The sequence below is a fragment of the Nesterenkonia sedimenti genome (assembly GCF_012641515.1).
In the GTDB taxonomy this organism is placed as follows: Bacteria; Actinomycetota; Actinomycetes; order Actinomycetales; family Micrococcaceae; genus Nesterenkonia; species Nesterenkonia sedimenti.
Window position 1 is genome coordinate 25,866 of record NZ_JABAHY010000014.1, and the last position, 23,723, is coordinate 49,588.

The following is a 23,723-nucleotide window of genomic DNA, read 5'->3' on the forward strand; positions in this document are numbered from 1 at the left end:
GGACAGCAGTCCGCATGCCTGCAAACTCTCAAGATCCCACACAGCAGATTCTGGTTTCGCACGCCGGTTCCCTGCCCCGTACCCCCGAACTCATCGAGGCCAACGCCGCCCGCGAGTTCGAAGAGGACGGGCTGACCCTGAAGCGCACTGAGGAGTTCGACCGGCTCCTCTCCGGTGCAGTCAACGACCTCGTAGCCCGCCAGAAGGCACTGGGCGTGACCGTCCCCGGCGACGGCGAGTTCGGTAAGGCTATGAGCCAGGGTGTGGACTACGGGGCCTGGTGGTCCTACATCTTCCAGCGGGTCGAAGGACTCGAAGTCACCGGTGAGGACATCTTCACCCAGCCCAATGTGGAGTCCTCCCCCGGGAATGTGCAGCTGACCAGCTTCCCCAACCGCCGTGACTGGGTGAAGTTCCACGAGGCCTATAACGACCCCACCACCGGCATCGGCACCGGCTCCACCGCCACCCCCTTCCCCGCCACTGTGGGCGAGCTGAAGTACAAGGGCCAGGATCAGATCGCCTCCGATGTGAAGAACTTCCGGGCAGCCCTCGACGCCGCAGGTCTCGAGACCGGATTCATCACATCCCTGTCCCCGGGCTCGGGCGCGCGTATCGCCGACCGGCACTACGGTGACGAGGAAGCGCATATCTACGCCTGGGCCGATGTGCTGCGCGAGGAGTACAAGGCAGTTATCGACGCCGGCCTCATCCTGCAGATCGATGACCCCTCCATCGCCGAGAACTGGGACCAGATCACCCCTGAGCCCTCCGTGGAGGACTATCGGAAGTTCACCCAGATCCGCATCGATGCGCTGAACTACGCCCTGCGCGACCTCCCCGAGGAGCAGATCCGGTTCCACCTCTGCTGGGGCTCCTGGCACGGTCCGCACACCACCGATATCGAGTTCAAGCACATCGTGGATCTCATGCTGCAGATCAACGCGAAGTACTACTCCTTCGAGGCCGCCAATGTGCGCCACGAGCACGAGTACACCGTCTGGGACGACGTGAAGCTGCCCGAGGGCAAGGTCATCGTCCCCGGCATCGTCTCCCACGCCACCAATGTGGTCGAGCACCCCGAGCTGGTGGCCCAGCGGATCGTGCGGTTTGCCGAGCGGGTCGGCAAGGAGAACATCATCGCCTCCACCGACTGCGGCCTGGGCGGACGCATCCACCCGCAGATTGCCGATGCGAAGCTCGAGACCCTGGGCAAGGGCGCGGCTATCGCAACAGAGCAGCTGTGGAAGTAATCCACTCCCGCTGAAACTAAAGGCGGCCCGTGACCCCGATACATCTCGGAGGTCACGGGCCGCTTTTGGTCTCTAGGGGGTCACCGGTGATCAGGCCGCAGAGCCGTCCAAGAACTCCTCATAGGGTTCTAGGTCCAGGCCTTGGGCGGCCAGCCAGGCGTCGTCGTAATAGGTGTCCTGATACCGCTGACCCTGGTCGCACAGCAGTGTGACGATGGAACCGCGCTCGCCGCGGGCAGCCAGCTCATCGGCCAGCATCAGCGAGGCCCAGAGGTTGGTGCCGGTGGACCCACCGATCAGCCGGCCCAGACGCTCCGCGCCCCAACGCATCGCCGCAATCGAGGCCGCATCCGGGACCCGGATCATCCGGTCGATCAGATTCGGGGTGAACGACGGCTCCACCCGAGGCCGGCCGATCCCCTCAATCCGTGAGGCCGGAACCTGCTCCGGCGGCTCAGCGTCCCAGGCGTGGAAGAATGCCGAGTTCTGCACGTCAGGCACACATAGCTGGGTGGGCAGCTGCCGGTACCGGATATACCGGCCGATGGTGGTCGACGTCCCGCCGGTGCCAGCACCGACCACCACCCACTGAGGCACCGGATGCTCCTCCATGGCCAGCTGATCGAAGAGGCTCTCGGCAATATTGTTATTGCCCCGCCAATCGGTGGCCCGCTCGGCATCGCGGAACTGGTTCATATAGTGCCCACCGGTGCGCTCAGCCAGCTGCTCAGCCTCCCGGTAGATTGTTGAACCGTCCTCAACCAGCACACACCGGCCCCCGTAGCGTTCGATCAGCCGCTGCTTGGACTCCACAGTGGAGGCGGGCATCACCGCATAGAACTCCAGGCCCAACATATGGGCGAAATAGGCCTCACTGACCGCGGTGGACCCCGAACTGGCTTCCACCAGGGGTGTTCCGGCGGTGATATCCCCATTGCACAGCCCCAGCAGCACCAGTGACCGGGCTAACCGATGCTTCAGGCTCCCGGTGGAATGGGCCGACTCATCTTTGATGTAGAGATCGATCCCCTCCGGCACCCGGGGGTGGATCAGCTTCTCAATATGCGTATCGGCAGTCCGAGTGGCCTCAGCCCGCAGCTGCCCGATCGCCCAGTGCACCCACTGACGCTCCTGCAGCCGCTCATCCTCGGCAGCACGGATCTTGGACTCCGGTTGGGCAGCAGAACTCACGACGACGACGCCCCTACTTCCGTGCCCGGCTGGGAACTTCGGGCTCGCCCAGGCTGAGCATCAGCCGGTTGGCCCAGTTGAAAAAGGCCGCACCGTAGATGACATCCATGATGTCGGCATCATCGAGACCGGCATCCTTCAGCTGCTGGATCTGCTCGCTGCCGAACTCCGAGGGAGTCCGGGTCAGAGCGGCCGAGGCCTGGGAGATCGCGCTCCAGGGCTCACCGAGATCAGCGTCGACGCCCTCATCGAGCAGCTTCTGCACATCCTCTTCCCGGCCGGACTCCTTAGTGGCCCGCCCGGTGTGCACCGAGGCGCAGTAGACACAGCCGTTGACCCGGGAGGCCGCCGAGGCCGCAATCTCACGGTCGGCCCGGGGCAGACCACTGGTGACGTTGTAGAAGATGTCCTTATCCACCAGGGTCCGGGCCAACAGGGCCTCCGGGTTCCGTACGAGCAGCCGGAAGTAGGGGCTCTTGACCCGGAAATCGTCCAGTAGAGAGGCCCGCTGCTGTTCGGTCAGCTCATCCTCGGCCAGCGGCTGAAGCCATGGCTTCCAGCCCAGGCCCTGCTGGGTGAAGGCCTCCGGGCGGTTGTCCTCGGTGTACTCAGTAACGACACTCACCGTTCACTCGCTTCCCGCCGCGTCCTGCGGCTGCGTCGGGTCCCCTGCTCGTTCACTTGTTACCTCCTGGTTTAGTGCGAGCAGTCCATCGACCACCCGGATCTGGAAGGAGAGGAAGGAGACGAGCTGACCCAGGGTGACAATGTCATCGGCGCTCCACCCGGCTGACTCCAGCCGGCGCAGATGCTCCGGGGCAGCATCCCGAGGATGCAGGCTCAGCAGATGCGCGTACTCCAGAGCCGCTGCCAAGTGCTGGCCCACCGCCTCATCAGCGGGGATCTCCACCGTGGGGCCGGGCTCGGACTCCCCCATAAGCCCCGACTCCTTATAGCTCCCATAGGGACCGGGACGGCGGTGCTCCTCAGCCAGCTGGGCAACTGCGGCAGCAAGGGCGGCGTCGCCCTCATCCTCCAAAAGTTCGGTGTAGAAGGCCAGAGCAGGGGAGGAGCTGGCCTGCAGGCCCACCGTATAGGCGGCCACTGCATACCGTTCGGCCAGCGGGAACCCACCGGGTTCACTGGGTTCGAAGAGCAGCTCGAAGCTGCGCTGGGCATTCTCCCGAGCTTGGGGGCGAGTGGCACGGATCGAGTCCAGGGCACTGCCCGCACCGATCCCGGCCAGCATGTCAATCACATCAGGCATGCGTTCACCTTATCGGAGCATCTACTGGTGACAGAGCGTGCCAAAACCTCAGGAACTCGGGGTCGGATAGGGCCAGTTTCCGCAGTTTTGAGACGTGGTGTGGCCTCGCCTCAGCCTCCGGCTACACCTCTCTGGGGTGGCCCAGAACACTACGGTTCCATATCCGCCGTCTATCGCGGGTAATCTCCTTCGGGTGACCGAAAAAGACCCCACCGCCGACGACACCGCCCAGCAAACCACCGCTCACTCCCAACCGGCCGATTACGACGCTGTGATCGTCGGCGGCGGACCCCGGGGCCTGGCCACTGTGCTGCGTCTGGCCGCACGCGCGGCCGCCGAGGCGCGGCGCACACCCCGGGTAGCCCTGGTGGACCGGATCGATATCGGGGCAGGGGCCACCTGGCGCACTGACCAGCCGGCGGCCTATCTGAACAACACCATCGCCGCTGAGACCACTATCCACCCCGATGAGTCCACTGTGATGTCCGGACCGGCCGCCCCCGGGCCAACCCTGGTGGACTGGTGCCAGCAGATCCTGGCCGAGAACCGCACTGACCTCCCTGCCTGGGCTCTGGAAGAGGCCGCCGAGGTCCAGCCCGGAGTCTTTCCCACCCGCCGGCTGCAGGGCGTCTATTTCCGTGACCAGCTCGATGCCGTCATCGCCGCGGGGTCCGTGGAAGTCACCGAATACCCCGCCACGGCCGTGGACCTCGACTACGAGGGTGAAGACCGCCTCGTGCGCCTGGAGGATGGAAGGTCGCTGCGCGCACCCACGGTTGTGCTGGCCCAGGGCATGGTCCAGGCCGATCCCGATGCGGAGACCACCCGGCTGACTGCCGCCGCCGCAGAATACGGCCTCATCTACACCCCACCGGGGATGCCTGCCGAACGCCGCTTCACCGACCACGCACCCGGACAGACCGTGCTGGTGCGTGGACTGGGCGCGAACTTCTTCGATATCGCCGGACAGCTGGCCGCCCACTGGGGAGGAACATTCCAGCCCGTCGACGGCGACCCTCATGGCCGGCTGCGTTATCTGCCCAGCGGAGCCGAGGCGCGACTGGTGGTCAGCTCCGGACGCGGGGTGCCCTACCGCTCAAAGCCCGATGGTGCCGCCGGCCCGGGCCGCTACACCGCCCGCTATGCCACCCCGGAGTGGTTTGCCGAGCAGAAGGTACGCACCGGCCTGGACTTCACCACAGATATCTGGCCGGTGGTGGCCAAAGACCTCGCCCACGCCTATCTCACAGCATTGACCGCCCAGTCCGCCGAGGCAGTCGCCGGCGACTGGCTGCAGCGACTCGACGCGGTCACCGGGGTGGAGGAACTCGACCAACTGCTGAGCGAACTCGGAGCAGGTTTCACCGTTGAGCAGCTGACCCATCCGGTGGGCCGTCAGCCAGTGGATGCCGAAACCTGGCAGCAGTTCATCCAGCACTGGATCGATGCGGAACTGACCAGCATGTCCGAACCGGGCACCAACCCCCGGGCTGCAGTCAATAACGCTATGTCAGCCCTGCGTGGACAGATCGGGGGCCTGCGCAAAGCACTGACCGGCCAGTCCATGACCCGGGACCTCTACGGCTGGTTCGAGAGGGTCCATCTCTCTCTGGCTTCAGGTCCGCCCTCACACCGAGTCCGCGAGGTCTATGCTCTGGCAGAGGCAGGCTTCATCGACTTCCTCGGCCCGGGTATGCAGATCGAGGTCAACGAGGAGAAACGCTGCTTCAACGCCCGGTCTGCTCAGACCGGGCGCAGTGTGGACGCCGAGGTGCTTCTGGAGGCACGGATGACCAAGGGGGATATGCGCTGGACATCCGATCCCCTGCTCAAAGAGCTGCTGAGCACAGGCCGGGCCCGGATTCACACAGTCGAAGGCGCCCAGACCACCAGTATCGAAGCTTCCGGTGCTGAGATCGGCGAGGATCAGGACCATGGGCATAACCTGGTAGATGCCGAGGGGAAAATCGACCCCGCCGTCGTGCTCCTGGGCATCCCCGCCAACAGCACCCAGCCGGGCAGCGCCATTGGTGCGACACCTGGCAAACCCTCCCCGCTGCTGGCTGGGGCTGATATCGCTGCCAAACAGATCCTGAAACGGAGCCTCCGGTGACTCAGAACAGCCCGCAGATCAGCAATCTGGACCATATTGTGGTGGCCACACCCGACCTCGAGGTGGGTGTGCAGCAGATCGCCGAGGCCACTGGCATCCAGCTGGAACGTGGCGGCTCCCACCCGCATTGGGGCACCCGCAATTATCTGGCCACCTTCGGCAACGGCAGCTACTTCGAACTGATCAGTGCGGATCCGGAGAACACCGACTTCAGTGGCACCCGGCCGTTCAAAGTCGACGAGGTCGAGCACACCCGGGCGGTGACCTGGGCGATTGAACCGCCCTCCGTGGAGGACGCGCTCGCCGCCGCCGAGGAGGCTGGATTCGACCTCGGCGAACCGGCGCCGGGCTCCCGCCGCACTGCTGCCGGGGAGCTGCTGCAGTGGCGGCTGACCCCGCCGATCGCCGGGCCCAGCGGCATCATTCCCTTCCTGCTGGACTGGTCGGGATCCACGACGCCGGCGGCGACTCTGACACCGCAGCTGAGCCTGGTGGATATCGAGGCCAGCCACCCCGAGGCGGCTCGTTACACCGCACTGCTGAAGGCCATGGGAACGGACCTCGAGATCAGCGAAGGGCCTGAATCCCTGCAGTTCACCCTGGAAGGCCCAGCAGGCCGCATCACCCTGTAGTGGAGCCAGTGGCTGGTGTGAGGTTTCTCGCCCGCCTCCCTGGAAGACATCCACCAGCGGAATCGTTACAGCCGGTGAGTCCCGGAGAACCCGGGTCCATGACCTATTGATCTCGATTCAAGGAGACACACGATGGGCAACCTCAACCAGCTGCTGAGCGACAAAAATCGGCTTCGGCACCGCACCGCTGGGCAATATGTTCCGTGATATCCCCGAGGACGAGGCACTGGCCACTGTTCAGGCCGCCTGGGACCACGGAATCCGCTATTTCGACACCGCCCCCTTCTACGGTGCCGGCCTGGCCGAGGAGCGCCTCGGCGAGGTGCTCTCGAAGCAGAACCGGGACGACTTCGTGCTCAGCACCAAAGTGGGCCGACTGGTCGAGGATGAGTATGAGGAGAAGAGCGGCCTCTTCGAATACGGCCACCAGAAGAAGATCACCACCGATTTCTCCGCCGAGGCCACCGAACGCTCCATCGAGGAGTCCCTGAAGCGGCTGAAGACTGACCGCCTGGACTTCGTCTTCATCCACGACACCTCCCGGGACTTCTATGGCGATGAGTGGATCAGCCTCTTCGACCAGGCACGCAATGGAGCCTTCAAAGTGCTCAATAAGCTCAAGGAAGAAGGCGTGATCTCCGGCTGGGGCCTGGGCGTGAACACCACCGAACCCATCGAACTGGCCCTGGACATGGAGGCCGACACCCCCACCATCAGCCTCTCGGCCACCCAGTACAGCCTGCTCAAGCACGAGAAGGCACTGCAGCGGATAATGCCGAAGTCCCAGGCCCAGGGCGCCCAGATCGTCGTCGGCGGTCCCTTCAACTCTGGGGCCCTGCTGGGCGGTAACCACTTCGACTACGCCGAGATTCCGCCCGAGGTCGCCAAACAGGTTGAGACCCTCAACGGTATTGCCGACCGTCACGGGGTGAGCCTCAAGGCCGCCGCCATGCAGTTCTCCACTGCCCACCAGCTGATCCCCAAGCGCCTCTTCTATTCGGTGGCCCGCAGGACAGGAAACCGGTCGAAATCGGCCCAATCCCTTGCTCTGCGGGGCCACCGTCTGCTGTTTGAGGACCCTACAGACGGGGCGATGTCACAATTTGGGGATTTCTGCACGGGTGTTGAAGCTCGGGTACGATAACTGCACAAGGATCACGAGTATCGGCTGGGAGATCACGATCTCCCGAAAGCTCTGGCTGGCCGGTCGGCAACCCTTCCGCTGTGATGGGGTGCTCCAGATGACGATCCGGCCGGTGTCCACCATGTTCACCGGCAAGCACGGCGAGCCGCGGGCATGCACCGCGTCGCCCCCGGACCTTGGGGGACCTTAAATGTCATCACCTCACCCGTATTCAGACACTGCTGCCTGTACCGCCACCAGCCAGATTCACGGCGGAGCGGCAGCTGATACCGGACTGCGGCCGGTCACTCCACCGGTGCACCTCTCGGCCGCCTATGAATTCGCGACCCTGCGCGATGCCCGCGAGGCCTTTGCCCAGCGCGAGGCCGGGTTCACCTACTCCCGTACCGGCAGCCCCACAGTGGCACTGCTGGAACGCCGGGTGGCGGAACTCGAAGCCGGCACCGGGGGCGTGGCCACCGCCTCCGGGCAGGCCGCAATCGCCCTGACCCTGCTGGCCCTAGCCGGCAGCGCGGGCCAGAGCCCCGACGGCCGCGCCTACCCGCAGACCCCCGCCGGCCATGTGGTCGCCTCCGCCAAGATCTACGGCGGCACCGCCGATCTGCTCAACGACTCCCTGGCCGATGCCGGGATCTCCGTGACCTGGGTTGACCCGCATAGCCCCGAGGAATGGGCCCAGGCGATCACCGAGCAGACCCGAGCACTGCTGGTGGAATCCATCGGCAACCCCCACGCCGATCTGCCCGATATCGCCGCCCTGGCCGATGTCGCCCACCGTAACGGACTGCCCCTGCTGGTGGACAACACCCTGGCCAGCCCCTATCTGCTGCAGCCGGCCAAACTCGGCGCGGACTTCGTCATCCACTCGGCCACCAAATACCTCTCCGGCAACGGCACAGCTCTGGCCGGCGTCGTCGTCGACACCGGCCGATTCGACCCCACCGCTGAACCCGAGAAGTGGCCCCAGTTCACTGCCCCCACGCCCCGCTTCGGCAATACCCCGTTGGTGGAGCGCTACGGTGCCGGCGCCGTTCTGCACCTCATCCGCGCCAAATACCTTCACGACCTCGGCCCCTGCCTTGCCCCGATGAGCGCCCAGCAGGTCCTCGAAGGCATCGAGACCCTGGATGTGCGGGTCGAGAAGCATTGCCGCAACGCGGAGGCACTGGCTGAGCGGCTGTTGACCCACCCCGCCGTGGATAGGGTCCGCCACCCCTCGGTGCCCGGGGACCCCAACGCCGAGGCCGCCCGGAAGCATTTCCCCCGCGGCACCGGTGCAGTGCTCTCCTTCGAGGTCACCGGCGACTACCGCGATGTCGAACGGTTCATCAACGCGCTGCAGCTGTTCAAGCTGGCTGCGAATATCGGTGACTCCCGCTCCATGGTCGCCCATCCCGCATCGATGACCCACTGCCGGCTGAGCCCCGAACTGCGCGAAGCCGGGGAGATCACCGAGCAGACCGTACGGCTCTCGGTGGGCCGGGAGAATCCCGAGGACCTATGGGCAGATATCCAGCAGGCCTTCACCGCCGCGGGTCTCGGAAAGAACGATGACGCCGCCGCGACTGTCTCCCAGGAGGCCACAGTATGAGCGGCGGGGCAGAGCAGGGCTTCGCCACAACCGCCATCCACGCCGGACAGCAGCCCGATCCGCTCACCGGTGCTGTGGTGCCCCCGATCTACCAGACCTCAACCTTCACCCAGCTGGGTGTCGAGACCCTGAAGAACGGCTACGAATACTCCCGCGGGGGCAACCCCACCCGCAACGGTTTCGAAACCCAGCTGGCCGCACTGGAAGGTGGCAGTGATGCCTTCGCCTTCGCCTCCGGGATCGCCGCCGAGGACGCCCTGCTGCGGTGTGTGCTCAAACCTGGGCATACTGTGGTGGCCGCGGCCGAATCCTATGGCGGAACCCACCGGCTGCTGACCCATATCTACGCCCGCTGGGGTGTGCGCACAGTCTTCGTCGACCCCCATGACACCACCGAGCTGGAACAGGCGCTTTCTACTGACCGCAGTGCCAAGCTGCTGTGGCTGGAAACCCCCACCAACCCCCTGCTCACCGTGGTGGATATCGCTGAGTGGTCGGCCATCGCCAAGGCCCACGGGGCACTGACCGTGGTGGACAACACCTTCGCCTCCCCGGCCCTGCAGACCCCGCTGAGCCTGGGTGTCGATGCCGTGGTGCACTCCACCACCAAATACATCGGTGGGCACTCCGATGTGCTCGGCGGCGCCGTCGTCGTCGCAGATACCGAGTGGGAGGGCCGCCCCCTGGCGGAAGCCGTGGGCTTCCAGCAGTTCGCCGGCGGTGCAGTGGCCGGACCCCAGGACTCCTTCCTGGCCGCACGGGGACTGAAGACCCTGGGCGTGCGGATCCGGCAGCACTGCGCCAATGCCGCCGTCGTCGCCGATTGGCTCACCGAACACTCCGCTGTCCAGGATGTCTACTACCCGGGCCTGGAGAGCCACAGCACTCACCAGATCGCGGCCAAGCAGATGTCCGGCTTCGGCGGACTGGTCACCTTCCGGGTTCCCGGTGGTGAGGCCGCAGCCCGCAAGGTCGCCGAATCCACTGAGCTCTTCGGGCTCTCAGTCAGCCTCGGGGGAGTGGAATCACTGATCTCCCATCCGGCCACGATGACCCACGGCTCCACCCAGGGCACGCCCCAGGCCCCGCCGCGGGATATCGTGCGCCTCTCGGTCGGCATTGAGGACTCCGAGGATCTCCTCAAGGACCTCGACCGGGCACTGTCCGCGCTCTGACATGCAGCCGGAGGATCTCTCCGCCGCGCAGCGCCAGCACTGGGAAGAGCTCTACCGGGATAACCCCCGGATGTACGGGCTGGAACCCTCAGGCTCCGGGATCTACGCCGCTGAAGTCTTCGCCTCAGCGGGAGTGCAACGGATCCTAGAGCTCGGCGCCGGTCACGGCCGGGACAGTCTGCACTTCGCCGGTGAGGGTTTCGATGTGGTGGCCACCGATTTCTCCGCCGAAGGTATCGAGCAACTCACCGACACTGCCGGAGCCCTGGGCGTGGGACACCGTCTCTCGGCCCAGCTGCAGGACGTCCGGCAGCCCCTGCCCTATCCGGATCAAACCTTCGACGCCGCCTACGCCCACCTGCTGCTGTCGATGGCGCTGTCCACCACCGACATCCAGGAGGCCGTGGCCGAGGTGCACCGGGTGCTGAAACCCGGGGGCCGGTTCATCTACACAGTCCGGCATACTGGAGACCCCGAGTTCGGAGAAGGGATCGACGTCGGCGACAACCTCTGGGTCAACCAGCAGTTCGCCGTGCATTTCTTCGATGAGGAACTGGTCGAGACCCTGGCGGAGGGTTGGCAGTTGGTCAACCGTGAGGAACTGGCCGACAGCGAGGTTCCCGATACCCTCTGGCGAATCACCCAGTCCCGCTGAGTACTGGGCCCCTGCTCTGACCTGACCTGCGGAGATCTGTTCAACGGGTACGTGCAGGGAGTACTGTTCTGCACGTGGGAAACTCCTGCGTTGACAACCACAGCGGACACCGCGGCAGTCCCAGGTCGCGTGCTTTAGCTGTACTGGCAGCCATAGGACTAGTGGCAGCCGGGTGCGCCAACTATCCAGCCGATCCTGAGGACAGCCTCGAGACGGCCCGTGGATCCCAACTGCAGGTGGGGGTCACCGAGAATCCGCCCTGGGTGGAGATCGACGATGACGACAAACCTTTTGGCCTGGAAGCTGAACTCATCATTGACTATGCCGAACGGCTCGATGCTGAGGTGGCGTGGACCGTTGGCAGTGAGTCGGAGCTGATAGGTCTGCTGGATTCACACCAGTTGGACGTTGTGATCGGCGGGTTCGATGAGAACACACCCTGGCAGTCTGAGGCTGCCACCACCCGGCCCTACGGCACTGCCAGCGACGGTACTGGTCGTGTGCTGTTGGTGGAGATGGGTGAGAACGCATTGCTGAGCGATATGGAGCGTTACCTCATTGACACCGAGGACGAACGTGCCGGGGAGATGCCATGAACGCCTTCGGTCACGCTGAACTTCCCGCTGAACAGAAAGATGCGCTGGCCAAAGCACGCAAGATCCAGTGGATATGGCTGGGCGTGCTGGTGCTCACCGTGGCAGCCATGGCCACCGTGATGGGCAATTCTCAAGCGATGCAGACCGCACTGGTGGAAGACGGCCTCTCCTTCTTACCTCCCCTGGCGTTTCTGATCGGTGCCCGAGTCGCCAGAATGGCACCCAGCAGACGGTTCCCCTTCGGATTTCACCGGGCAGTGGGCGTGGGGCATTTGGTCTCCGGGGTGGCTTTGGCCGGAATCGGCCTGCTGCTGATCTTTGAGGGGGCCAGCACGCTCCTGGAGCAGAAGCACCCGCCGATCGGGGTGGTGAACTTTCTCGGAACCCCCATCTGGATGGGGTGGCTCATGATGAGCGTGGCTCTGGCCAGCTGTATCACCCCGGTGATTTTGGGGCGGATCAAAAGGCGCCTGGCCGAACAGTTGCACGATAAGGTACTGCGCGCAGATGCGGATATGAACCGAGCCGACTGGATGACAGGCCTCGCCACCGCAGCGGGTGTGGCAGGTATCGGCATGGGCTGGTGGTGGGCCGATGCCGCGGCTGCACTGCTGATCTCGATCAGCATCACCAAGGACGGGTGGGAGAACACTCGCGATGCCATCCGGGATTTAGTGGATATGCGCGCGACCACTTTCGACAACTCTCAGCCCCACTGGCTCATCGGTCAGATCAATGCCGAAGTACTGGATGATCCGCTGGTCCACAGCGTCCAGGCCCGGGCGCGTGATCAGGGCCATGTGCTGCACGTTGAGCTGTTTGTCCAGCTCCGGCAACCCGGAGTCGAAGTCAGTTGGGTCGAGCAGCTGCGCGAGAGGTGCCGCAACCTCGATTGGCGTCTTGAGGATGTGGTGATCACGCTGACCAGTCAGCCGTTCCAGGAGGGCGAGAGCAGCTTAGATCACGATCAGGGTGAAGGTATGGGTCCCCGGGCCGACTAGCTGTTGCTGGCCAGGAGGTTCTTGACGTTGCTCGCGGGTGGCTGGGCGCGCAGCTACACTGGTGTCATGCGGATGCAGCAGCGATTTCAAGACCCCCGGCCGGGATATGGCCGCGGGGTCTTCGACGCGCAGTCGTAGCGCAGTAGGTCTCCGCAGGTACGGCCGGGGGAAGTTTCTCGTCCTTCACCTACCTGCCATCTTCTTGGAGACTTTCTCATGTCGCACGCCGACTATCTGACTTCCGACCAGCTCTATCGTGCTCTCAATACGCGCGACCTTACCGATCCCGACCAGGGACGGCACGCCATCCAGTCTCTCCTGCAATCGGTCATCGACCGTTTGCAGCCCGAGTGGGACAGCTCCCTCCGGTATGTGCGCAGCTCGCCAGTCGTTCCTGTTCGGGACAACTACGACCGCCTCGGTTACGAACCAGGTGATGTGACTCGGGCTCGCCGGTACACCCGGTACATCAGCCCCGCCGTGATGCTCCGCAGTCACATGAGCGCCGAACTCCCGCGCGCCCTTGAGGACTATGCGGGGATGTCCGAGGTGGATGAGTTACTCGTGGTACCCGGCCTCGTCTACCGTCGCGACGCCGTCGATCGCACGCACGTGGGGGAACCGCACCAGGTGGACCTGTGGCGCATCCGTAGCACTCCGGATACCGGTGACGAGGACATGCTCACGATGATCGGCCACTTGGTTGAGGCAGTCCTTCCAGATGCGCAGTGGAGAACAACAGACGTGGCGCACCCATACACCGTCGGTGGTAGGCAGATCGACGTGTTCCACGACGGCGAATGGCTTGAACTCGCCGAGTGCGGCCGCATCCATCCCGAGGTGCTGCGCGGATCGGGCCTCGACCCCGAGCGATGGTCCGGCCTGGCTCTCGGTATGGGCCTTGAACGTGCACTCATGCTGCGCAAGGGCATCCCTGACATCCGCTATCTCCGGGCAGAAGACCCGCGCATAGCAACCCAGATGCTCACCCTTGATCCATGGCAGCACGTTTCACTTCTGCCTGCGGCCCGGCGCGACATCTCAGTCGTCGTGGATGCACAAGAGGACGAGGAGACGCTTGGTGACCGCATCCGCGTCGCCCTCGGAGACAACGCCGACGTCATCGAGTCTCTCGAGGTTCTCAGCCGTACACCCCACGAGGGACTACCCGAGGCCGCGCGCTCTAGGCTCGGCACTCGGGAAAGACAAGTCAATCTCCTGATCCGGATCATGCTACGCCCCATCGACCGCACCCTGACCTCGGAAGAGGCCAACGTGATCCGCAACGTTATCTACGAGGCCGTGCATGAAGGCCCGGTGATGGAGCTGATCTGAGATCGCTGAGAGCAGCCATGACCTCGCCTACGCATGCCAACGCTCCCCTCTCACCCGAAGGCCGACGCCGCCTGATCGAACGCTGCCGCATCCGCCCTATCTCCCACGTGGCCGCCGAGATGGGGATCTCCCGCGCGACCGCCTCGAAATGGGTCAACAGATACAAGCGATTCGGGAACACCGGCCTACTGGACCGCTCATCCTCTCCGGCCCGACAGCCATCTGCAACGCCTGGCTACCTCGTGCAGCAGATCGAGTCGATGCGGCGCGAACACAAATGGTCGGCGTCCCGTATTGCGTTCGAGCTCGAGCAGGCAGGCACACCGGTGAGCCGTCGCACCATCACCCGGCTCCTCGCACAGCTGGGCCTGAATCGACGGAAGTTTATCGACCCGAACGGCGAGACGAACCGGGAGCCGCAAAGTATCAACGCCAAACGTCCCGGCCACATGGTGCATCTGGACGTGAAGAAGGTCGGGCGCATCCCCGACGGCGGCGGGTGGCGTGTGCACGGCAAAGGCAGCGAGAAAGCCAAAGCTGTCGCCCGCACGAAGACCCGCGGTGCCAGGATCGGGTACATCTACCTGCATTCCGCCATCGACGGACACACCCGGCTCGCTTACACAGAAGCGTTACCGGATGAGAGGGCCGTCACTGCCGTCGCGTTCCTCGGGCGGGCCAGAGCGTGGTTCGCTACGCACGGCATCACCCGGATCGAGCGCGTCGTGACTGACAACGGTTCCTGCTACCGATCTGCTGCCTTCCGCGAAGCGGTCGGGACCAGCCGACACCAGCGCATCACGCCATATACGCCTCGACACAACGGCAAAGTCGAGCGCTACAACCGGATCCTCGCTGAAGAGTTCCTCTACGCGCGCATCTGGCGCTCGGAAGCAGAACGCGCTGCCGCGCTGGAAACATGGAACCGGCACTACAACTATCACCGTCCCCACGGCGCTCACGAAGGGCAACCGCCTGCCTCTGCAACATCGGCACACGTCGACAACGTCATGGCCTCATACAACTAGCCGTGCCGAAAGACCTTCTCATAGCACCGGGAGTAATCGGCTGCAATGTAGGGCCAGTAGATCGGGATCCGCTGCCAGCCCCGCTTCTGGTACAGGGCCTCAGCATCGGGCTGCCGGTCTCCGGTCTGCAGGATCAGCCGCGGCGCACCGGTGGCCCGGGCTGCCTCCTCCAGGGCATCCATCAGCGTTGAGGCGGCCCCCTTGCCCCGGGCCTCAGGCACCACGTAGACCCGCTTGACCTCAGGGGTTCCATCCAAATCCCGCAGCAGTCCCTGGGCAACGGGCCGGTTCTGCTCATCGGTGACCAGCACGGTCGTCAGCACACTCTCAGGGGTTATAGTTCCTGCGGGATGATCGGTGCGGCCCTCCAGATTGGCCAGGTTCCCGCCGTGCCGGTCGGCATAGCGAGGACCGATCTCCGCGCCCATCGCCTCCTGGAGAGCCACCGCACGCGGATCATCGGCGGCCACATGTTCTACCACCCAGCGGCTGTGGGCAATCCCCTGCCCAGAGGGTGTATTCGCCTGCATGAGCCCTAGGCTAATCCCAGCGATCGCGACTACGGAGACTTCGCACAATAAACCGCAATAAATAGTCACCTGAGGTAACAGGCTTTGCCCCGGTCAGGTAGATCGATCACCATAATGAGTGCCTGTCCCAGTTGGTCCTGTCCCGGTGGAGGAGACTCCAGATGGCAGATACTGCCCACCCCCAGCCCTGGGGAATCGCGCCCAGCGATGCGCTGATCACCCAGCTGCTGACCACCCCGGGCTCGGCTGCCTATGCCCAACTGCGGGACGTCATCGACCTCACCAGCGGAGTCATCTACCTCGGGGCCCAACGCTTCCATCCCGCCCGGGCCGCCGCGGAGCAGAGCCAGACCGGATATTTAGACCCCCTGGTAGCAGCCCAAGCACTGCTGAGCCGGCTGCCACAGGCCACGGCCCTGGTAAGCACCTCACCAGATGTCGAACACCCCTATAACTATGCCCGCCGCACAGCCTCCCTGGACCACTTCACCCAGGGCCGCATCGGCGTCGTCCTCGGTTCCCGGGACCACCGCATTGATCACCTCGGAACCCCCGGCACCGCCTGGACGACCCAGCCCACCGGAGCTGAACTCACCGAGGAATTCGGCACTGTCCTGCGCAAACTCTGGAACAGCTGGCCCCGGGAGTCCATCCTCGCCGATAAGGACCAGGGCCGTTACGCCGACTCCAGCCTGATCAAAGAGATCGCGCATAGCGGGCACTACCGGGTGGCCGGGCCACTGAGCTCGTTCTCCAGTGTTCAGGGGGAACCACCACTGGGCTGGCACCTGAGCTTGGGAGACAGCGAGCTGCCCCATACCCAGCAGGCCGAACTGCTGATCACCCATGGTCAGGATGTGGCGGAGCCCCCTGGGCAGACGGCCGAGAGGGAGGACCTCCTACTGGCTGAACTCGTCGACCCCCAGCAGCTGACCACAGCGCAGAGCACCTGGAGCAGCAACACCGATGGTTTCCTGGTCGCCGTCGAAGATCTCGAACAGCTGCCGGCAGTGATTGCCGCCCTGAGCGGGATGGCCGAAATCGGGGAATACCACCAGCCTGCCGCCTGCGGCACGCTGCGTCAGCGCCTGGGCCTGGTGCCCCGCCGCTATGACCTCACCGAGATGCCGCGGGCCTTCGCCTCCACGGCTCAGGTCGCAGGATTCTGAGGCGCCACTATGACAGACCAACAGCGGAAGATGCTCCTCAACGTCAACCTCCAGGGCTTCGGTCAGCGGCCCGCGGCCTGGCGAACCCAGGATGTGGCCGGGACCGAACTGACCACCGCGGAGTTCTGGGCGCAGCTGGGACGGATCGCCGAACGCGGAAAACTCGACGCCGTCTTCTTGGCCGACAGTCCCGCCCTGGGCAACCCCAATCTGCGGCCCCTGGGACAGGTCGAACCCTTCGTGGCACTGCAGGCCATCGGTGAGGCCACCGAACATCTGGGGCTCATCGGCTCAGCATCCACCACCTATAACGACCCCTATGATCTGGCCGAGCGGCTGCTGAGCCTCGATGTGATCACCGGTGGGCGCCTGGCCTGGAACGCGGTGACCACCTATGCCGAGAACGTCTCGGCCAACTTCGGCATCGACCAGAACCCCGACCGCCCCACTCGGTACCGACGCGCCAAGGAATTCGCCACGGTGATGCGCCGGCTCTGGGAGACAGCTGCCACCGGGGAGCGGATCCGGCATCGTGGCGAGTTCTTCGACCTGGAGGGCCGGCTCAATGTCCCGCCATCACCCCAGGGCCACCCCGTGATCTTCCAGGCCGGCGGCTCCCCGGCAGGCCGGGATCTCGCCAGTGCCACCGCCGAAGGTGTCTTCACCGTCGAGCTGCTGCTGGAACCGGCCATCAAGAATTACCGGGCAGTCAAAGAGGGCGCAGCCGCCTATGGTCGCAACCCCGATGACATCAAGATCACCCCGGGACTCTCCTTTGTGCTCGGCGGTACCGAGGAGGAAGCCCGGCGCCGCTATGACGAGATGGAAACCCTGGCCCCGGATAACTACACCCTGAACACCCTGTCCGACTACCTCGGCGAGGAGATCAAAGAGCTGGACCCCCACCAGCCGATCCCCACCGAAATCCTCGACCGAGAGATCGACGAGACTACCTACCACCGCTCGGTCTCCTACCACCAGGGGATCGTGCGCTGGATCCGGAAGAACAACACCAGCCTGCGGGACACCCTGCGGAATTTCGGCGGCTACGGGGCACGCATCATCGTCGGCACCCCAGAGCAGGTGGCCGACTCACTGGAGGAATGGTTCCTGGCCGGAGCCGTCGATGGATTCAACCTCATGGCCGATGAATTCCCTCGCGGACTGGAGACCTTTGTGGAGCAGGTGGTCCCGCTGCTGCAGGCCAAGGGCATCTTCAAAACCGAATACACCGAAACCACCCTCCGCGGAGTACTGCGCAGCCAGGGACACCGCTATCCGGTAAGCGCAGCCTCCCCGACCACCACTGCCGAGCACGTTCTCAGCACAGCCCAAAGGAGCAACTGATGACCATAACACCTGCCACTGCCACAACCGCCTTCCCCCAGGCAGCAACCCCGGTGGTCTATGTCATCCACGACAACCCCGAATGGATCCCACCCTTTGCTGATTCCCTGGCGGCAGAAGGCGTGGAGTACGTTGAATGGTTGCTGACCGAGAAATCCCTGGATCTCACTACAACCCCTCCCCAGGGGGTGTTCTGGTCCCGCCTCTCGGCATCCTCACACACCCGCACCGACCCCCACGTGAAGGAATATGGCCGAGCTGTTCTGGCCTGGCTGGAAGCAGCCGGACGCACTGTGGTCAACGGTTCCAGCGTCTACGAACTGGAGGTCTCCAAAGTCCGCCAGCACGGGGAGCTGGCCGCCCGGGGGTTCGATGCACCTAAAACCTCCGCGGTCTTCGGGTCTCAGGGGCTGGCCGAGGCCGCTGAGGCTTTCACCCCGCCGTTCATCACCAAACACAACCAGGGTGGTAAGGGGCTGGGCGTCCGGCGCTTCGATTCCCACCAGGAGCTCGCCGCTGCGGCCCATGAGTTCGCACCCGGCGGCCCCAACGAGCCCATCGACGGCATCACCCTGCTGCAGGAGTATCTGCAGCCAGCTGAGCCCTTCATCACCCGCGCGGAGTTCATCGGCGGGACACTGCACTATGCGGTGAAAGTCGATATCTCGGGGGGTTCCTTCGAACTCTGCCCCGCCGAGGCCTGCGAGATCCCCGGAACCGCAGCTGAGGCGCCGCCGCAGTTCCAGCGTCGTGAGGAGATCACCGAGGAGACCCCACTGATCCAGAAGCTGACCCAGCTGCTGGAGGAGCTCAACATCCCGATCGTCGGTGTGGAGTTCATCGAGACCACCGACGGGCGTCAGGTGGTCTATGACATCAACACCAACACCAACTACAACCCCGATGTCGAAACTGCCGAGCAGCAGGCCGGACGGGTGCCCGCCACCCGGCACATCGCCCAGTACCTGGCCGAACTCCTCAAAGCCGACTGAGGACAGTACGCGGATTTACCCAGTTAATGTAACAGTTTTAACTGTTACCTAGTATTGCGTTCTATCGAGAGTCAAGCCGAAAAAGAAGTAAGATTAAAAAAGGATCACGAGTACCGGTTCACAGAAGCTCTGGCTGACCGGTCGGCAACCCTTCCGCGGTGATGGGGTGCCCCAGATGACGATCCGGCCGCGGGCACCCGCCTGACGGCAAGCACGGCAATCTCGAGAGGACCCCCCATGTCACAACTGCACCTGCGTACCGGTGGATCCTTCGGTCTGGGCTCCCTGACCCTGGCCTCGTTAGCGCTGATCACAGCCTGCGGGGGCCAGGGCGCCCAGGCATCCGGGGCCACCAACGGTGAGGACATCGTCACCGGGGGCACACTGCGATTCTCGGTCAGCTCCGACCAGGGCTGCATCGACCCCCAACAGACCACCTCCAATGACTCCATCTACTCCAGCCGCCAACTGGTGGACTCACTGACGGATCAAGATCCCGAGACCGGGGAGATCGTGCCCTGGCTGGCTGAGGAGTGGGAGATCAACGACGACGCCACCGAATTCACCTTCACCCTCCAGGAGGGTGCGACGTTCAGCAATGGAGAACCGGTGGACTCCGAGGCAGTGGCTGCAAACTTCGACGCCGCCGTCGAACTCGGTGCCCGAGCCAGTCTGCCCAGCCAATATCTCAACGGGTATCAGGAGACTGAAGTCCACGATGAGCACAGCTTCACCGTGCATTTCGCCGAACCCAGCGCCCAGTTCCTGCAGGCAACCTCCACCCACTCCCTGGGCATCCTCGCCCCGGAGACCACGGCCGCCGACGCCGATGCCCGCTGCCAGGAGGTCATCGGATCTGGTCCCTTCGTCCTGCAGGGCTACACCCAGAACGATTCCATCTCGCTGAGCGCCCGGGAGGACTACGACTGGGGCTCCAGCCTGTGGGAGAACCAGAAGCGTCCTCATGTCGATGGACTCGAATTCTCCGTGGTCCCCGAATCAGGGGTCAGGGCCGGATCCCTGCAGTCCGGGCAGACCGATGCCATCGGCAATATCGCCAGCCAGGATCAACCCCAGCTGGAAGCGGCCAATGCTCAACTGTTCGACCGGAACAACCCCGGCATCGTCTTCTCCCTGCATATCAACCACGAGAACGAGTTCCTCAGCGAACAGGAAGTCCGCGAGGCCATCTCGCACGCCATCGACCGTGAGGAGATCGTCGAGACCGTCTACACCGAGTTCACCCCGGTGGCCGCATCCATCCTGGCCTCCACCACCCCGGACTACTCGGACCTCTCCGAACACCTGCAGTACGATCCTGAACGCAGCGCCGAACTGCTTGAGGCGGCCGGATTCGACCACACCGGGGAGGGGTGGGAGCGCGAGGGTGAACCCCTGCGTTTCGAAATTGTCTTTTGGGACAATGCGGCGGCCAACGCCCCGAGTGTGGAACTGATCCAGCAGCAGCTGGCCGAGGCCGGTATCACCGTGGAACTGCGCGAGGCCCCGATCGCCGAGGCCGCCGAAATCCAAGCTGAGGGCAATTTCGATGCGTCCTGGGGAAATATCACCCGGGCTGATCCAGATATCCTGCGCAATCAGTTCTCCACCGAGGGTGCCAATAACCTCCGGCTGGAGCCGGGGGAGCTCGACGAACTGCTGGCTGAGCAGGCCACCGAAGTCGACCCCGATGCCCGGGCTGAAATGGTCGCCGAGGCCCAAGAGAAGATCACCACCGAGTACCACAGCATCCCGGTGCTGGAGCTGACCACAGTGCTGGCCACCCGGGATACCGTCCATGGGCTGCACTATGACTCGGGATCGCGAATCCACCTCAACGACACCTGGATCGAAGACGCCGACTGACTTCGCAGCCACTGGCCGAGACTGCCGCCGGCACGGAGGTTACGAATTGTGTTCCCGTGTCGGCACAGGATCTGGCCTGAGGCGTAATCTCAGAGCGGAGAAGCACTCCGCTGGACTCCCCAGCCACCCCGGTGGTCCTTCCGCCATCGGGTAGCACCATTGATCGGAACAACGACAGCTATGCCCGGCAGCCCAACAGCGCATCACATCCCGGCCTTCGCGGGCCGAATCTCCCGTCTGATGACAGCCACCGCCACCCTCTCCGCCCTCAGCCTGCTGGCCGCCTGCGGAACCAACCAGGGCGGCAGCGGCCCAGCCGGTGACAGTGGAGATCCCGGGGATATCGTCACCGGAGGCACACTCCGGGTCGCCGTCGGCTCCGATGCCGGCTGCGTGGATCCCCACCAGGTAGTGGCCAATGATTCGATCTACTCACTGCGCCAACTGGTGGATTCGCTGACTGATCAGGATCCGGAGACCGGGGAGATCGTGCCTTGGTTGGCTCAGGAGTGGGAGATCAACGACGACGCCACCGAGTTCAGTTTCACTCTCCAGGAGGGGGCGACCTTCAGCAATGGGGAGCCAGTGGATTCTGAGGCAGTGGCCGCGAATTTCGACGCCGCCGTCGAACTCGGTGCCCGGGCGACCCTGCCCAATGACTATCTCACGGGATACCAAGAGACGGAGGTCCACGATGAGCTGAACTTCACCGTGCACTTCGAGGACTCCAATGCCCAGTTCCTGCAGGCAACCTCCACCCACTCCCTGGGCATCCTCGCCCCGGAGACCACCGCACTGGACGAGGACGCCCGCTGCCAGGAGGTCATCGGATCCGGGCCCTTTGTCCTCGAGGAATACGTCCAGGGACAGCAGACCACACTGAGCGCACGTGAGGACTACGCCTGGGGATCAACCGCCTGGGAGAACCAAGGTGAGGCCCATGTTGATGCTCTGGAGTTCTCCGTAGTCTCCGAATCCGGTGTGCGGGCAGGGCTGATCCAGTCCAACCAGGCCGATCTCATCGCCGGTGTCGGCCACCAGGACATCGCCCAGCTGGAGAGTGCCGAGGCCCAGCTGCTCAGCCGCAATAACCCGGGCATTGCCATGGGGCTCAACGTCAACCACGAACACCCGGTGCTGGGCGAGCAGCCGGTCCGCGAGGCGATCTCCCACGCCATCGACCGCGAGGACATCGTGGAGACCCTGTTCACCGAGTTCACCCCGGCGGCAACCTCGGTGCTGGCCTCCACCACACCTGACCATGTGGACATCAGCGAGTACCTCTCCTATGACCCTCAGGGGGTCGAGGAAATCCTGGAGGAGGAAGGCTGGGAGCGCACCGACGACGGCTGGGAACGCGACGGCGAGGCACTGGAGTTCGAGATCTCCTACTTCGGCGATGCCACCCCACAGGCGTCCGCCAGTCAGGAGATGATCCAGCAGCAGCTGGCCGAAGTTGGCATCAACGTGACCCTGCGGGATGTGCCGATTGCCGAGATGGGGACCCTGCAGAGCGAAGGCACCTATGATGTCATCTGGGCTAACCTCACCCGCGCCGATCCCGATATCCTGCGGGCACGGTTCGACTCCACCACCGCCAACCCCCAGCGGCTGAGCGCCTCCGAGATTGACGATCTGCTGGCCGCCCAGTCCGCGGAGCCGGATCCGGAGGCCCGGGCCGAGATCGTCGCCGAGGCACAGGAGAAGATCACCGCCGAATACCTCAGCGTTCCGGTCCTGGAGTCCACCGCCGTGCTGGCCAGCCGCGAGGCGGTCCACGGGGTACGGTTCGACTCCGGTTCCCGGATCTACCTCAACGATGTCTGGATCGACGACGCCGACTGAAAGAAGGACCACCGATGACCGCACAGCCCACCAAAACCACCGCCAGCCAAGCCTGGGAGGATGCCTTCGCCCAGCGTGAGCAGGGTCGGCGCTCAGCCAACGGATTCTTCGCGGTCACCGGTCTCTACTGGCTCAGCAGCGAACCCACTGAGGTCCCCGGTATCCCGGGAATCTGGCAGGTGAGGGACGATGCCGTCGTCGTCGATCTCGGTGAGTCCGGGGTGCTGGCACGTGATGGCGAACAGCTCACCGGGGTCCGAGAGTTTGCTGGTATTCCTGAACGTGGCGGGATCCTGCTCGGAGTACCTGAGGGACAGTCGACCGACCTCGGGGTGACCTCCCTGGAGGTGGCCAAACGCGGCGGGCTGTTCATCCTGCGGCCCAAGAGTGCCGCCCACCCCTTCCTGAGCGAGTACACCGGAACTGAACGGTTCGACTACAACCCGGGTTGGCGGGTCACTGCCAGTTATGAGCCCTTCGCCCAGCCGGAACCGGTGACCGTTGCCGCAGCAGTGGAGGGCATTGAGCATGTCTACCAGGCTCCAGGACGGGTGCGTTTCCAGGCCGAGGGGCAGCAGTACGAGCTGCTGACCTTTGATGGGTTCGCCGAGGGGGAGCGGCTGGTGCTCTTCACGGATCACACCTCCGGGGAGACGACCTACCACGCGCTGCGGGCGCTGCGGTTCCACGTCGGCTCCGGTGAGCCCGCGGAGGTGGTGGTCGACTTCAACAACGCGGCCAATCTGCCCTGTGCCTACACGGATCTTGCCACCTGCCCGCTGCCGCCGAAGGGAAACCGGATTGAGGCAGCGGTGACCGCCGGGGAGAAGAAACCGACTCAGCGGGTGGAATCAGCTGCCGAGGGCCCGGGCATGACCTGGCAGCGGATCATCACCGACTGACCGGCGATCCGTCCGGAGTTGAGTGTTGTAGAGCCAGGCAGCTGAAGGCCGCAATGATTGCGCTTGGCGCTATTAGTGTTTAACGCTATTA

General features: G+C 64.4%; 21 protein-coding genes and 2 riboswitches. Of the genes, 17 read left to right on the forward strand and 4 right to left on the reverse strand.

The genetic code is table 11. The features are described 5' to 3' along the window. The first annotated feature begins 14 nt into the window (after positions 1-14). Positions 15-1,253 (forward strand): cobalamin-independent methionine synthase II family protein, encoded by a 1,239-nt coding sequence (locus HGQ17_RS12255; protein WP_168888237.1) that lies wholly within the window; start codon positions 15-17, stop codon positions 1,251-1,253. Between the two features lie 90 nt (positions 1,254-1,343). On the opposite strand, the gene HGQ17_RS12260 is transcribed toward HGQ17_RS12255, so the two are convergent. Genes HGQ17_RS12260 through HGQ17_RS15390 form a run of 3 tightly spaced genes read right to left on the reverse strand, consistent with a single transcriptional unit; the run spans position 1,344 to position 3,711 of the window. Then, the gene (locus HGQ17_RS12260) at positions 1,344-2,444 is read right to left on the reverse strand and encodes a PLP-dependent cysteine synthase family protein (RefSeq protein ID WP_407670802.1); all 1,101 of its coding nucleotides are present in this window, start codon (positions 2,442-2,444) and stop codon (positions 1,344-1,346) included. A 13-nt stretch (positions 2,445-2,457) separates the two neighbouring features. Beyond that, the gene (locus HGQ17_RS15385; RefSeq protein ID WP_324615281.1) at positions 2,458-3,069 is read right to left on the reverse strand and encodes an alkylhydroperoxidase domain protein; all 612 of its coding nucleotides are present in this window, start codon (positions 3,067-3,069) and stop codon (positions 2,458-2,460) included. 3 nt (positions 3,070-3,072) lie between these two features. Beyond that, positions 3,073-3,711: a CMD domain protein gene (locus HGQ17_RS15390; protein WP_229503546.1), complete on the reverse strand. Its 639-nt coding sequence runs from the start codon at positions 3,709-3,711 to the stop codon at positions 3,073-3,075. Between the two features lie 193 nt (positions 3,712-3,904). On the opposite strand from HGQ17_RS15390, the gene HGQ17_RS12270 reads away from it, so the two are divergent. The 10 genes from HGQ17_RS12270 (at position 3,905) to HGQ17_RS12315 (ending at position 14,981) form a co-directional block, all read left to right on the forward strand. Next, the gene (locus HGQ17_RS12270; RefSeq protein ID WP_168888238.1) at positions 3,905-5,824 is read left to right on the forward strand and encodes an FAD/NAD(P)-binding protein; all 1,920 of its coding nucleotides are present in this window, start codon (positions 3,905-3,907) and stop codon (positions 5,822-5,824) included. Continuing rightward, a complete protein-coding gene (locus HGQ17_RS12275; protein ID WP_168888239.1) occupies positions 5,821-6,456 on the forward strand; it encodes a VOC family protein in 636 nt (211 codons plus the stop codon). The genes HGQ17_RS12270 and HGQ17_RS12275 overlap by 4 nt, the downstream gene beginning before the upstream one ends. 166 nt (positions 6,457-6,622) lie before the next feature. Further along, the gene (locus HGQ17_RS12280; RefSeq protein ID WP_324615282.1) at positions 6,623-7,600 is read left to right on the forward strand and encodes an aldo/keto reductase; all 978 of its coding nucleotides are present in this window, start codon (positions 6,623-6,625) and stop codon (positions 7,598-7,600) included. 9 nt (positions 7,601-7,609) lie between these two features. Then, positions 7,610-7,744: riboswitch (SAM riboswitch) on the forward strand. A gap of 46 nt (positions 7,745-7,790) precedes the next feature. Next, positions 7,791-9,191: an O-acetylhomoserine aminocarboxypropyltransferase/cysteine synthase family protein gene (locus HGQ17_RS12285; protein ID WP_168888241.1), complete on the forward strand. Its 1,401-nt coding sequence runs from the start codon at positions 7,791-7,793 to the stop codon at positions 9,189-9,191. Further along, entirely contained in the window at positions 9,188-10,366 is a 1,179-nt protein-coding gene (locus tag HGQ17_RS12290) for a cystathionine gamma-synthase (protein ID WP_168888242.1), read from the forward strand. The genes HGQ17_RS12285 and HGQ17_RS12290 overlap by 4 nt, the downstream gene beginning before the upstream one ends. Before the next feature lies 1 nt (position 10,367). Then, positions 10,368-11,021 (forward strand): class I SAM-dependent methyltransferase, encoded by a 654-nt coding sequence (locus tag HGQ17_RS12295; protein ID WP_168888243.1) that lies wholly within the window; start codon positions 10,368-10,370, stop codon positions 11,019-11,021. Positions 11,022-11,182: 161 nt separating this feature from the next. Continuing rightward, positions 11,183-11,617: a transporter substrate-binding domain-containing protein gene (locus HGQ17_RS12300; protein ID WP_168888244.1), complete on the forward strand. Its 435-nt coding sequence runs from the start codon at positions 11,183-11,185 to the stop codon at positions 11,615-11,617. Further along, entirely contained in the window at positions 11,614-12,618 is a 1,005-nt protein-coding gene (locus HGQ17_RS12305; RefSeq protein ID WP_168888245.1) for a cation diffusion facilitator family transporter, read from the forward strand. Before HGQ17_RS12300 ends, HGQ17_RS12305 begins: the two co-directional genes overlap by 4 nt. Before the next feature lie 216 nt (positions 12,619-12,834). Further along, entirely contained in the window at positions 12,835-13,953 is a 1,119-nt protein-coding gene (srmL, locus tag HGQ17_RS12310) for a PheS-related mystery ligase SrmL (RefSeq protein ID WP_168888246.1), read from the forward strand. Positions 13,954-13,970: 17 nt separating this feature from the next. Then, positions 13,971-14,981: an IS481 family transposase gene (locus HGQ17_RS12315; protein ID WP_168888247.1), complete on the forward strand. Its 1,011-nt coding sequence runs from the start codon at positions 13,971-13,973 to the stop codon at positions 14,979-14,981. On the opposite strand, the gene HGQ17_RS12320 is transcribed toward HGQ17_RS12315, so the two are convergent. Further along, a complete protein-coding gene (locus HGQ17_RS12320; RefSeq protein ID WP_168888248.1) occupies positions 14,978-15,511 on the reverse strand; it encodes a GNAT family N-acetyltransferase in 534 nt (177 codons plus the stop codon). The two genes, HGQ17_RS12315 and HGQ17_RS12320, sit on opposite strands and share 4 nt — an antisense overlap. Before the next feature lie 161 nt (positions 15,512-15,672). Here HGQ17_RS12320 and HGQ17_RS12325 point away from each other — a divergent pair, with 161 nt between their 5' ends. The 6 genes from HGQ17_RS12325 (at position 15,673) to HGQ17_RS12350 (ending at position 23,632) form a co-directional block, all read left to right on the forward strand. Next, positions 15,673-16,680 carry an LLM class oxidoreductase gene (locus tag HGQ17_RS12325; protein WP_168888249.1) on the forward strand — a complete coding sequence of 336 codons (1,008 nt, stop codon included), beginning with the start codon at positions 15,673-15,675 and terminating at the stop codon, positions 16,678-16,680. Between the two features lie 9 nt (positions 16,681-16,689). Then, positions 16,690-18,027, forward strand: coding sequence for an NtaA/DmoA family FMN-dependent monooxygenase (locus HGQ17_RS12330; protein WP_168888250.1), 1,338 nt, complete (start codon positions 16,690-16,692; stop codon positions 18,025-18,027). Then, on the forward strand, positions 18,027-19,019 hold the full coding sequence (locus tag HGQ17_RS12335) for an ATP-grasp domain-containing protein (RefSeq protein WP_168888251.1): 993 nt from the start codon (positions 18,027-18,029) through the stop codon (positions 19,017-19,019). Before HGQ17_RS12330 ends, HGQ17_RS12335 begins: the two co-directional genes overlap by 1 nt. 102 nt (positions 19,020-19,121) lie before the next feature. Further along, positions 19,122-19,239: riboswitch (SAM riboswitch) on the forward strand. A gap of 17 nt (positions 19,240-19,256) precedes the next feature. Further along, positions 19,257-20,885, forward strand: coding sequence for an ABC transporter substrate-binding protein (locus HGQ17_RS12340; protein WP_168888252.1), 1,629 nt, complete (start codon positions 19,257-19,259; stop codon positions 20,883-20,885). A 240-nt stretch (positions 20,886-21,125) separates the two neighbouring features. Continuing rightward, entirely contained in the window at positions 21,126-22,730 is a 1,605-nt protein-coding gene (locus HGQ17_RS12345; RefSeq protein ID WP_168888253.1) for an ABC transporter substrate-binding protein, read from the forward strand. Between the two features lie 14 nt (positions 22,731-22,744). Then, positions 22,745-23,632: a DUF1684 domain-containing protein gene (locus HGQ17_RS12350; protein WP_168888254.1), complete on the forward strand. Its 888-nt coding sequence runs from the start codon at positions 22,745-22,747 to the stop codon at positions 23,630-23,632. The last annotated feature ends 91 nt before the right edge of the window (positions 23,633-23,723 follow it).

Bases quoted from the DNA above. Each gene is read 5' to 3' on its own strand.
- HGQ17_RS12345 (WP_168888253.1), top strand. From the start codon at position 21,126: ATGACAGCCACCGCCACCCTCTCCGCCCTCAGCCTGCTGGCCGCCTGC.
- srmL (WP_168888246.1), top strand. From the start codon at position 12,835: ATGTCGCACGCCGACTATCTGACTTCCGACCAGCTCTATCGTGCTCTC.
- HGQ17_RS12290 (WP_168888242.1), top strand. From the start codon at position 9,188: ATGAGCGGCGGGGCAGAGCAGGGCTTCGCCACAACCGCCATCCACGCC.
- HGQ17_RS12285 (WP_168888241.1), top strand. From the start codon at position 7,791: ATGTCATCACCTCACCCGTATTCAGACACTGCTGCCTGTACCGCCACC.
- HGQ17_RS12295 (WP_168888243.1), top strand. From the start codon at position 10,368: ATGCAGCCGGAGGATCTCTCCGCCGCGCAGCGCCAGCACTGGGAAGAG.
- HGQ17_RS12255 (WP_168888237.1), top strand. From the start codon at position 15: ATGCCTGCAAACTCTCAAGATCCCACACAGCAGATTCTGGTTTCGCAC.
- HGQ17_RS12340 (WP_168888252.1), top strand. From the start codon at position 19,257: ATGTCACAACTGCACCTGCGTACCGGTGGATCCTTCGGTCTGGGCTCC.
- HGQ17_RS12325 (WP_168888249.1), top strand. From the start codon at position 15,673: ATGGCAGATACTGCCCACCCCCAGCCCTGGGGAATCGCGCCCAGCGAT.
- HGQ17_RS12305 (WP_168888245.1), top strand. From the start codon at position 11,614: ATGAACGCCTTCGGTCACGCTGAACTTCCCGCTGAACAGAAAGATGCG.
- HGQ17_RS12335 (WP_168888251.1), top strand. From the start codon at position 18,027: ATGACCATAACACCTGCCACTGCCACAACCGCCTTCCCCCAGGCAGCA.
- HGQ17_RS12330 (WP_168888250.1), top strand. From the start codon at position 16,690: ATGACAGACCAACAGCGGAAGATGCTCCTCAACGTCAACCTCCAGGGC.
- HGQ17_RS12315 (WP_168888247.1), top strand. From the start codon at position 13,971: ATGACCTCGCCTACGCATGCCAACGCTCCCCTCTCACCCGAAGGCCGA.
- HGQ17_RS12320 (WP_168888248.1), bottom strand. From the start codon at position 15,511: ATGCAGGCGAATACACCCTCTGGGCAGGGGATTGCCCACAGCCGCTGG.
- HGQ17_RS12350 (WP_168888254.1), top strand. From the start codon at position 22,745: ATGACCGCACAGCCCACCAAAACCACCGCCAGCCAAGCCTGGGAGGAT.
- HGQ17_RS15390 (WP_229503546.1), bottom strand. From the start codon at position 3,711: ATGCCTGATGTGATTGACATGCTGGCCGGGATCGGTGCGGGCAGTGCC.